The organism is Coprococcus sp. OM04-5BH (assembly GCF_003482105.1).
Taxonomy (GTDB): domain Bacteria; phylum Bacillota; class Clostridia; order Lachnospirales; family Lachnospiraceae; genus Coprococcus.
The window spans coordinates 496,494-508,572 of the sequence record NZ_QULM01000001.1; the positions used below are offsets into that span (position 1 = coordinate 496,494).

At 43.7% G+C, this 12,079-nt stretch carries 6 protein-coding genes; all 6 read left to right on the plus strand.

All coding sequences use genetic code 11. The features are described 5' to 3' along the window. Window positions 1-14 precede the first annotated feature (14 nt). The 6 genes from DXB54_RS12155 (at window position 15) to DXB54_RS02235 (ending at window position 12,032) form a co-directional block, all read left to right on the plus strand. Window positions 15-2,144 (plus strand): FHA domain-containing protein, encoded by a 2,130-nt coding sequence (locus tag DXB54_RS12155; protein ID WP_118694101.1) that lies wholly within the window; start codon window positions 15-17, stop codon window positions 2,142-2,144. A 147-nt stretch (window positions 2,145-2,291) separates the two neighbouring features. Further along, a complete protein-coding gene (locus tag DXB54_RS02215) occupies window positions 2,292-3,068 on the plus strand; it encodes a PP2C family protein-serine/threonine phosphatase (protein ID WP_021938035.1) in 777 nt (258 codons plus the stop codon). 28 nt (window positions 3,069-3,096) lie between these two features. Then, window positions 3,097-5,151, plus strand: a complete 2,055-nt coding sequence (locus DXB54_RS02220) for a serine/threonine protein kinase (protein WP_118694102.1) — start codon at window positions 3,097-3,099, stop codon at window positions 5,149-5,151. Between the two features lie 15 nt (window positions 5,152-5,166). Further along, window positions 5,167-5,937, plus strand: coding sequence for a DUF4190 domain-containing protein (locus DXB54_RS02225; protein ID WP_118694103.1), 771 nt, complete (start codon window positions 5,167-5,169; stop codon window positions 5,935-5,937). A gap of 13 nt (window positions 5,938-5,950) precedes the next feature. Then, on the plus strand, window positions 5,951-11,131 hold the full coding sequence (locus tag DXB54_RS02230; RefSeq protein WP_158578158.1) for an OmpL47-type beta-barrel domain-containing protein: 5,181 nt from the start codon (window positions 5,951-5,953) through the stop codon (window positions 11,129-11,131). 244 nt (window positions 11,132-11,375) lie between these two features. After that, window positions 11,376-12,032: an HAD family hydrolase gene (locus tag DXB54_RS02235; protein WP_118694489.1), complete on the plus strand. Its 657-nt coding sequence runs from the start codon at window positions 11,376-11,378 to the stop codon at window positions 12,030-12,032. Window positions 12,033-12,079: the final 47 nt, after the last annotated feature.

The following is a 12,079-nucleotide window of genomic DNA, read 5'->3' on the forward strand; positions in this document are numbered from 1 at the left end:
GGGAGGATTACGGAATGAAAAAAGACAGACTTGTTTCAAGAGTTGAAGACGGAAAGCATAGCCTTAAGTATAATCTTGATGTGGAGGATGCGGTTGATACCAGAGTATACGATATGAGTACAACAGGAAAGCTGCCTCATATGTTCCCATGCCACATGGAAGAGGACGGGGGAGCAAGAATATTCACATATAAGATAGGTGATAAGGTGCCTGTTCAGGAGTTCTTGAAAAAAGAGGTGAATAAGCCACAGATGCTGACACTTCTCTATAACCTTCTGGCGGGACTGGAAGATTTCGGACTGAACATGGTATCTCTCAGTTATGTGGCCAAGGATGTACAATACATATATGTCACACCTGAAAATCAGGAGGTTTCGTTCGTGGTGGTGCCTGTAAATAAGGAAACTACGGATCTCAATGAAGTCAGACAACTGATAAAGGACATTATTGCAGGTGCAAGATACTTCGAGATGGACAGGGACAACTATGTTGCAAAGCTCATAAGCTTTTTAAACAGACCGGGAACATTTTCTCTTGGAGACATGAAGAAGTATGTTGAACAGATGCTTCTTGAGATAGGAATAGATATAGCTGCTATAAATAAAAATAAGCAGGAACAGATCAAGGCTGCAGAAAAGGCAAATGCAGATGCAGGCAAAGTAAGCAGGCTTGGCGTAATGATGAACAATGCGAGGATGAATGAAAATGTTCAGGCACCGATGCCACAGGGACAGCCGGCACCGATGCCGCAGGGACAGCCGGGCTTCGGTCAGGCACCAATGCCGGGCTTCGGCCAGTTCGGTCAGCCGGCACCAATGCCACAGAACCAGAACAGACCGGTACAGAATGGACAGGCGAATTTTGGACAGTCGGCACCGATGCCGCAGGGACGGCCGGCCCCGATGCCACAGGGACAGCCGGGCTTCGGCCAGGCACCAATGCCGGGCTTCGGCCAGTTCAGTCAGCCGGCACCAATGCCACAGAACCAGAACAGACCGGCAAACTTTGGACAGCCGGCACCGAGGCCACAGGGACAGCCGGGCTTTGGCCAGGCACCAATGCCGGGCTTCGGACAGTTCGGTCAGGCACCAATGCCGGATTTCAGTCATTTTGGACAGCCGGCTCCGGGATTTAATAACTTCGGCCAGGCACCGGAAGAACCATCAATGCCGGCCGCACCAAAAGCACCTGAGGTACCGCCGATACCTGAAGTACCGCCGATACCTGAAGTACCGCCGATACCTGAAGCACCTCAGACACCGGAAATATCATCAATGCCGGAATTTGATGATGACCAGAAGACAATATCAGCAGATGATATTGAAGATCTGATAAATATACCGACACCAAAGAGCCCTGAAGTGCCACCAGTGCCGGAAGCACCAAAGGCACCTGAAGTACCACCGATGCCGGCCGTACCAAAGGCACCTGAAGTACCGCCGATGCCGGAAGCACCAAAGGCACCTGAAGTACCGCCGATGCCGGAAGCACCAAAGGCACCTGAAGTACCACCGATGCCGGAAGCACCAAAGGCACCTGATGTGCCACCTATGCAGAATAACGGCTTCCCACCATTTGGCGGATTTATGCAGGGAAACAACGGATTTGCATCTGGTATGGCATCAAATATGCCGCCTGTATCAGAAGCACCGGTGCCACCGATGCCACCTATGCCATCGATGCCGGCTGCACCACAGACACCGGCCATGCCGGCTATGCCGGAGCCACCACAGGTTACGGAAATGCCACAGGAACCACAGATGCCTCATGCAGAGGGACTTCCTAAGAGACCTCAGATGAATGAAGAAGAGATCTCCGTAAGTGATATTCCATCAATGCCGGAGAGACCTGTTCCATATCTTGTAAGAAAGAAAACAGGTGAGAAGATATATATTGATAAGGATGAATTTGTGATTGGCAAGTCTGCTAACCATGCGGATTATACAATAAGAGACAATACAGCAGTAAGCCGTGCTCACTGCATAATATCCAGAAGAAACGGAGTATGTTATATAAGGGATAATAACTCCACAAATGGTACATTTATAAATGATCAGGAGCTTGACCGTGGCGGTGAGAGATTCCTTACAAATAATGTAACGGTGAAACTTGGAGATGAAGAATTTGTATTCTTTATCAGATAGATTTTTTGGAGTCGGGCCTTTGTCATAGGAGGTACCCGTGCATCGCAGATGCATATTGTAATTGTGATGCCGGATGAATAGGGGGGGAGCAATCCCCAAAAGACAAATTTTAATAGGCTGATGTTCAAGAATGCGGGAGGAGAAAATATGAGATATAAGGCTGCCTACCATACAGATGTGGGCATAAGGAAAAAGACTAATCAGGATTCCCTTGCAATAAAAATAGCGGATACACCTTATGGTATGGCTGCATTTGCAGTTATATGTGACGGCATGGGCGGACTTGCCAAGGGTGAGGTGGCAAGTAAGGAAGTGATATGTGCTTTCTCGGACTGGTTTCAGGAGAGCTTCGCTGAGATGATAGACAATGATTCGTTTGATGAAGAGTTGATGAGGAAACAGTGGCATAGTATTGCAGTGAATGAAAACGAGATCCTGAAAGCCTACGGAGAGGACAACGGCATAATGATAGGTACAACCCTTACAGCGATGCTGATGTTCAGGGATAGCTACTATATCATACATGTAGGAGACAGCCGGGCGTATGAGATAACCGGCACGGAAGCCAGGCAGCTGACAAATGATCAGACCTTCGTTGCCAGGGAGGTCGCTGCCGGAAGAATGACTCCTGAGCAGGCAGAGGTGGACAGTCGTAGAAGCGTCCTTCTCCAGTGTATCGGTGCTTCACCGGTTGTTGAGCCTGACTTTATAAAAGGGGAAGTTGTGGGAGATGCAGTATATATGTTGTGCTCAGACGGCTTCAGACATAAGATAAGCAATGAGGAAATGATAGAGAGGATCGGTCCTGCAGCAGATGTGGATGATGATGCGCTGACTACGGGCTGCCAGTTTCTTACAGAGCTTGATAAGTACAGGAAAGAGACTGATAATATTACAGTGTTATGCATTAGAACTACACCATAGATATAAACGGGTGTAGCGGGGAGATAATATGACAGAATTAGGAACAGTATTAGACGGAAAATACGAGATCCTGAAGCAGGTTGGTAAAGGCGGAATGTCTATAGTTTATCTTGCTATGGATAACCGTCTGAATAAACAGTGGGCGGTAAAGGAGATAAAGAATGACGGCTCCAAGAGCACTGAGACATTGCTTAAAGGTCTTGAGAGAGAGGCAAATATATTAAAGAACGTAGATCATCCGGTACTTCCACGAATAGTGGATATTATTAATGAGAATGGTACCATCTACGTAATAATGGATTTTGTAGAAGGAAAGCCTCTCAGTGATGTATTAAAGACAGAGGGAGCCCAGAGCCAGAGAGATGTTATTGAGTGGGGGCGTGCTCTTGCCAGTGCCCTTGATTACCTTCATTCCATGAACCCGCCTATAATCTACAGAGATATGAAGCCTTCCAATGTAATGCTTAAGCCGGATGGCTCGGTAAAGCTCATAGATTTCGGTACTGCAAAGGAATATATAATAGAGAATAACGCAGATACAACAGCTCTTGGAACAAGAGGTTACGCTGCACCGGAGCAGTTCGGTGATGCCCAGGGACATGGTATCTACAACACAGACGCAAGAACGGATATATATAATCTGGGTGCTACACTGTACCATCTGGTTACAGGTAAGAACCCATGTGAGCCACCTTATGAGATCAAGCCTATAAGACAGTGGAATCCGGCTTTATCATCAGGACTTGAGCAGATCATAATAAAATGTTGTCAGCCAAATCCTAATGACAGATATCAGTCCTGTTCAGAGCTTTTATATGCCCTTGACCATTACAATGAGCTTGACAATACATATAAGGCAAAGGCGAAAAGGAAGATCATTGCATTTGCAGTGACCGCAGGATTATCCCTTGTTTCTGTAGGTGTTGCCGTAACGGGTGGACTCCAGAAGAGAGCACTTAAATATAAGAATTACGACAATCTTATTAAACAGGCTGCGAATACAACAGATGTAAATGAGGCCATAGATTACTACAAGCAGGCGGTTGATATTGATGATTCCAAGTCTGAAGCATATATTGGTCTTCTGGATGAATACAATATTTATTATAAGCCGGCTGAGGATGAGAATGAGAATGCAGGATCAGAGCTTGGAGCTAAGTATGTGCTTAGCCACATTGATGCCGTTGATGATGAGGTTAAATATGAGCTTGCTCTTACCTATTATAATTATCTGGAGGATTACAAGACGGCATCAACATACTTCAAGGAGGTTAAGAACTCCGATGGTGATGATGCGGAGGTTGCAGGCTATTATGCGGCTATCTGTGATAACAAGCTTAAGACCAATGCCAGCTATGATGACGAGGCAGACAGCATAGCTGCATTCGAGAAATACAATTATAATCAGGTGGACAGAGGCAACAAGAACAGGTATATTAACTACTATAATATAGCTTCTATATATGTAGATAACATGACAGATAACACCGAACTGGCGAATAAAGTTATCCAGATGCTTGCAGGTAACACCGGCGAGAACATTGACGGAGCAATAAGTGAGCTGAATGATAATCCAAAGGCGTTTGATGAGGTTAATAAGAAATATTACCTGTGTCAGTATTACAGATTTCTTGCAGATGCATATGAGGTCCTTGAGGATTATACAAATGAAGCTATAATGTGTGAGAATTACATTTATGCTATAGAGGACTCCATTATTGACGGAAGTGCAAAGGATTCTGACAAGAAGGCCTATGCAAGCTACAGCAACAAGGAGGCTTCTGCTTATACCAAGGTAGGAAATGATTCCAAGGCGGCTGATGTATATTCAAAGGCAGAACAGACCCTTGGAAGCGACGGATATGCAGCTTCAGTATATGTGGCACATCTTAATTTCCTCTGTACAAAGTATAAGTCGGAGTATGGTACAAATCCTGCTACATGGAAGGGCAGGGATGGTGAGAAGGCTGTCAAGGCAGTATACGAAGCAGGAAATAAGATAGAGTCTCTCAGAAGTAAGAGTAATACACAGTGGAACTCGTTGATAAATGATTCTGTTATAGCAGAGATCATAGCAAATTAAAAAGGGAGTGATGTCATGGAAACTTTATACACTATAATGTTATATGGCGGCATTGCTCTTGCGGTAATATGTGCAGTGGTCGCGGTTATATTATTTGTGAAGCTTGATATACCTAAGGCAATCGGTATAGTTACAGGTTCCACAGCCAGAAAACAGATCGAGGAGATTCGTGAGAAAGGATATGAAAGTGTCCAGGGTGGAGGAGCATCAAAGAAAGAGGCTATTAAATCCAAGGACAAAAAGGAACATATTGAGGTTCGTTCCGTAAGCGCTTCTGCGGGGAAGCAGGCCGACAACAGCGGTAAGCAGGAGAGCATAGGCGATCACGTCAGTGCAAGCGCAAAGCATCAGGCGGCTGTAAGAAATGCTGTCAGAGAGAATGTGAACACTGTAAGATATGAAGAAGATGAGGCAACTGATGTGCTTGGTGAGAACTACAATGAGGAAGCTACCGACGTCCTTACAGAAGGTTACGAAGAGGGAGCCACCGATGTCCTTACAGAGAGCTATGAAGAGGGAGCCACAGATGTTCTTACAGAGAGCTATGAAGAGGGAGCAACTGACGTCCTTACAGAAAGCTACGAAGAGGGAGCAACTGACGTCCTTACAGAAAGCTACGAAGAAGGAGCCACAGATATCCTTACAGAGGATTATGAAGAGAATGAGGGCGAAACCAATGTACTTACAGCAGGGCTTGAGGATGGAGAGCGGACTGATGTAAGAAAAGATACGAAGTTAAAGATGATAGTAGATGTGATTGTAGTACATACAGATGAAGTGGTATAGGAGGGGTGAGAATATGAAGAGAATTTCAAATCTACATCGCCTGATAGCACTGACAATGGCGGTAGTTATGATTATTACCCTGGCAGTGTTCGATAACAGATTCAGGACAAATGCGGCAAATGCACAGGAAAATATTGATATTTCCAAGCTTGAATCAGAATTTGATACTAATATCCAGGTGAGCGAAACAGGCGGTACGGTTATCACAGATCAGCTTAAGAAGGCTATGGTGGCAACCGGTAAGGCTACAGACTTTGAGTTCTATGGCAATTATTACATAAGAGTTAATGACGGTGCAACATATGTTAATCTTGCTACAGATACAGACGCGGCCAAGAGACCTGTTGCTGCATCATCATTACCTGCAGTTAAGGTTGATAAGGATAATAAGCAGGAATTTGTAGAGGTTTATACTCTTGAAGACAAGGGTACAGATCTCGAAAAGTATGTGTTCAAGGGAATGATAAGACTCCTCTATGATGATGTTAAACCATCTATTGACAGGAAAGAGCTTGTATCAACCGACGGCATAAAGGATAAGGGCGGTTACCTTCTTGTGCAGGAGGGAAAGACCGTGAAATATCACATATATGCCGGAGATGCCGATTCCGGTGTTGATAAGGTCTATATGAAGAACGGAGATGCTTCGGAAGAGCTTTCTTATAACAGCGAGGGCGGTTATTATGAGGCGGCTATCACATCAACCGGAACATATTCATTTGTATCAGTTGATAAAGCCGGAAATGAGTCAGATCCATCAAGCGTAACACTTAAGTACGCCGAGGGGATAAAGGTTACTTCAATAGAGGCAGCAGGACGCACAGATCTTCCAAGTAATTATGGCAATAGATTTGCAGATACAGAGTTCTTCCAGATAACAGTAAAGGCAAGTGAGAAGGCTGATGGAGTTGATGTTCCTCTTAAGCTGGTTTATACATTTAATCTGAACGGAAGGCTTAGCGAGAACAACCAGGTTGATTTCGAGAATGGCACAGCCAGGATCACTGTTCCTTCAAGTCTTGTGAACGGAGAGGACTGCAGAGGTAATCTCACAATGTACGTTGAAGATGAGGTGGGCGGCAAGTCATATGCATTTGACGCAGCCGGATATCTTATATTCGTAGACAGAACTGCTCCGGATGTTTCTATCAAGAATATCCGCATAAACGGAAAGACCTACGGAACCCTTGATGATTATCAGGCGGCAGGTGTTGTATACGGAAATGAAGTTACATTTGACTATGATGTAACAGAGGTTAACTCCGATCTTGCAGATATAACAATAGAGATAACAGACGCCCAGGGAAATAATGTTGTGACCAGTATTCCGAATGTCAACGGAGTAAGCTACAGCGCAACAGACAACACTCTCTCAGGAAAGGGTAGTGCCACATTTCCTGTAAGCGGGGATGGGGCATACAACATAAAGATCAAAGCTAAGAATGATGTCGGTCTTACAGGCGAAGCTTCAGCGGATTTCAATATTGATTCTAAGAAGCCTGTGCTCAGATGGTGGAGCTCAACTGTTGGAAGAGAGATCACTGATACAGACGAGAGCTATACAGTATATGTAAGTGACAATGAGACTATCACAGTGTCTGCCAGTGATGATGCCAGTGGAATCGAAAGCGTTGAGATGACACTTGACGGCACACCGGTAACTCTTACAGATAATGCTTATATGTTTGATACACCGGGTGTATATAATGTAAAGGCTACAGCTCTTGATAAGGCAGGCAATATTACAGAGAAGACCATAAAGGTTACAGTTGCTACCAACTACAGTAATGCTGCTATCTCTGTTGTGGCAGACGGAACAACACTAGCTTCAGACAGCAGCTCAAGCTTCATATATACAGGAGCAGACAGAGTAGAGGTTGTATATACATACGAGGCATTCAAGGTCAGTGAGGATAATATAAAGAACAACTCAACATACCTTGCAGGAGCATTTGGCGCACCGGGAACACCGGCTGAGTATAAAGATTGCAGTGTTACTGTGGGACCTGAGGATCCGTCTACAGGACTTCGTAAGGTTACCGTTAAATATGTTATTGAGAAGAAGGCTGACGCTTCAACAGACGGAACATACAGCTTCAACTTCTCAGGAACAAAGTACACCAACAAGGATACTGTTGTGGAAGGTACAAATAAGAGCCTTAAGATCTACTTTGATACAGAGGCACCTAATACAGTAAGATATGCTCTTGAGGGCGGTGTAGGAACGGGTGATCCTACAACAATAAGCGGAGTTTCATATTACAGACAGAAGGCAACACCTAAGCTTGTGGTTGAAGCCTTCGATAATCTGGAGCTTGGCAATATAGATGTAATACTGGTAAATGCTGAGACAAATGAAATACTCGGTACCAAGACTCAGGCTTTTAAGAACCAGTCAACAACAACAGAGGGCGGTAAGCAGGCTGTTGCAACAATAGATCTTACAGATGATGTGCTTAAGAATGTAGAGTATTCTGTAAATGTCAATTTGAACGATAACCTTTCAGGTAAGAGTGACGGCAAGAGTGGTAACAATACCACAACCCTTAATGACATTTTAAGGGTTTACTGGGATACTGTACTTCCGGAGATGACTGCCAACGATATAGGTACATGGTTTAATTCAGATGTAACAATCAGGAAGACAGATGTAACAGCAAAAGATAATTGTGATATAGATCATTTTAACTACCAGTTAAAGAAGAATTCAGAGAAGGTTGGTTACTGGAATGTATCAAAGGGCGCTGTAGATGGAAATGGAAGATACAATATGGCAAGAGATCTTCATGTACAGAGAACAAATGGCGAGGGCGAGTACATTCTTACGGTATATGCTTCTGATAAGGCAGGTAATTTCTCAAGCAAGGAATTCTGCTTTGTGATCGATTACTCAAAGCCTGATATCACAATAACAAGAACACCTTCACAGAAGCTTATCACATCAGGCAAGACAGATATCACCGTAGATGATACATATGGTGTGAACTTAAATGATAAGAACAAGGTTAAGGTCATCAAGCATTATGTTGTCCAGGGTGGTTCAGAGAAGACTGTACAATTAAGCCTGGCAAGCAGTGGATCAAGAAAATACTTTGAGGACAGCGGATCAGGTGCAGGCTTCAAGGAAAGTATCCAGGGAGTTGCTTCAACAACAAATAATGTTATAAACAAGAATGCTACCAAGTATTACTATGAAGTAAGTGTGACAGACGAGGCAGGAAACAAAGCATATAAGAAGACTGACTGGTTCTATGTTGATAATATTGCTCCTGCAGTGGCTGTTAAGCCGCAGAACAATGATTATGTATATTCCAACAAGGAGATACCTTTCCAGGTAACATATAAGGATCAGTACAGCAAAAATGAGATCGGTGCATATCATAAGATCGAGATAATCAACAATGCAACAGAGCATGCTGCAGATGTGAGCTATCTCAATAAGGACACTGATTTAAGTGCTGCCAGCGGAACAAAGAATTACAGAATCAACAGAGAGGGTGTGTATAACCTTCAGATAAAGATCACTGACGCATTTGGCAATAATACAAGCAGATATACAAAGTATGTATATGATGTTACAGCTCCTGTTATAAGACTTACAGCACCTGCCGAGACAAATACAAGAGGAACATCAATAGGATATACTCTTTCAGATAACATCATGGGTGACAAGATTGTGGCTCATGTAACAAGAAGAGGCCCTTCGGGAAATGTTGAATATGACCAGGATATGTCAGAGACAGCATGGTCAGGCACAGGCGCAACAGGTTCAATACCGTTTGACGCAGAAGGAAATTACACTGTATATCTTGTTGCATACGATAAGGCAGGAAACAAGTCACAGTCAGAGCCTGTTACATTTGTAATTGATAAGACTGCTCCTGTGCTTTCAATCTCAGGAATGAACGATATGCAGAATACAGACGTAAATGCAACATTTACAATGAATGAGGCATTTGGTGTTGTGAATGGCAAGAGCCCTGAGGCAACAGTTACTATTACGAAAAAGGTTGACGGCAGTGCCGCAACAACAGTAGCAACACTTAATTACGGAAGCTTCACCAGCGGTAATCCTCACACGGCAGGATACAGATTTACCGAGGACGGCGATTACAGCATTACCTTCTCAGGCAAGGACGCTTCAGGAAATGTTGCAAATACAGTTACAAGAAATTTCAAGATAGATAAGGTTGCTCCTGAGCTTACCATTAAGGCAACAAAGAACGATACTACAGAGCCTGTTGCAAATTACGGTTCAGTAGGTAATGTTCAGAATCCTGAAAAGGTTAAGCTTACTATCGGAGTAAAAGAAACCTTCTATACAGGCGACGAGGTTACAGTTTCTGTTAAGAAGAATGGTGCAAATGAGCCGGCTAAGACCTATAAGGGAATTACAGGTCAGGTTATCGACTTTGCCGAGGATGGAGTATATGTTGTAACTATCGGAGCAAAGGATGCAGCAGGAAATGTATCAGAGGAGCAGACCATTACATTTACAGTTGATAATACTGCACCTGTTATAAAGGATACAGACGCTCTGGCAGGCTTCAAGAAGAAGGAAAACAACGGAGAGATTGTTCTTAACAAGGCAGACTTTGATGCAATAAGAGATAAGGGCTATGATGGTTTATGGGGTGTTGACGATACATCGCCATTTACACCTGAGGCCAAGCTTGATGGTGTTGATCTTATAGACTTCACAGATCTTAAGGATGGAAAGCATAAGATCACACTTACAGTAACAGATGCCCTTGGCAATGTTACAACAGATGAATTTGAGTTCGTTTATGATGGTACTCTTCCTGAGATAATTACTTCAGTGGAGGATAACCAGAAGTTAAACGATCCGTTCACACTTAAGATAAGCCTTAAGGATCCAAGTGATAAGATCACATCCATTAAGATAAACGATACAGAGATCCCGGCAGCGGATTATGCAGATAATGTATATGAGTACAAGGTTGACAAATACGATACATACAAATTATATGTTACAGCAGAGGACGCAGCAGGAAATGTAAGTGCAACATTTGCAGCAGATGAAGAGGGAAATATCACCAGCGTATTTACATTTACTCTTGCAAAGAAGGTATCTGTAGTGGTATGGGTGATCATCGGAGTTGCAGTTCTACTTCTCCTTGGAATAATAATCTTCCTTATAATGAGAAGAAAGAACAACAAGCAGGCTGCATAGATAAGAAATGCGGAACTTACAAAATGAGGAAATCCACAGATAATGATTGATGGATTTTCGGATATAATATAAAATGATGAAACGGGCATATGGGGGATAAGATTTATTCTTTGTATGCCCGTTTTAATATATGATGATCGTGGCAAGTTTTCATATAAACCTGACACGCAGTGTCAGCCCTTTGCCTTCGGGAAATTTCAAATGGGCTGATGTTAAGTAAAGGAGGAAAAAGACAGTGAACAATATGAATCCCCCATATAATGCGGTGGTTTTTGATATGGATGGTGTACTGACCGATACAGAGAAGGTGTACAGACAGTGCTGGACCATGAATGGAATGAGCGAGGGACTTACCGCCCAGCAGATGAAGGCAGTATGCGACAGGCTTGCAGGTGGAACAAGAGCCACAAATGCCCTGGTGGTGAAGGAATATCTTGGAGAGGATTTCGACTATATCCCATTCAGGAAGAAGACCATGGATATGTTCCAGGAATATATAGATGAGCATGGCATAGACCTTAAGTCGAATGTGGTATCAACCCTCACTGAGCTTAAGAGGCGTGGAGTGAAAATGGCACTTGCCACATCTACCGACAGACAGAAGGCGGTGGACAGGCTTACCAGAACAGGACTCATCGACTTCTTTGACGAGACTGTGTGTGGTGACGAGATAGAGAAGGGTAAGCCTCACCCGGACATTTACCTTAAGGCATGTGAGAAGCTTAAGGTGTCTCCTGACAGGGCAGTGGCAGTGGAGGACTCTGTAAATGGTGTTATCTCTGCCAGCGACGCCGGACTCTGCACAGTTATGGTGGTTGACCTTATAAAGCCAAACGATACCACAAATGAGAGAACCGACAAGACCTGTTACAACATTAAAGAGATTCTGGAACTGTTTTAAGACGGGACTTCCCGGAAATATATACAGATAACAGAAAAACACAACAG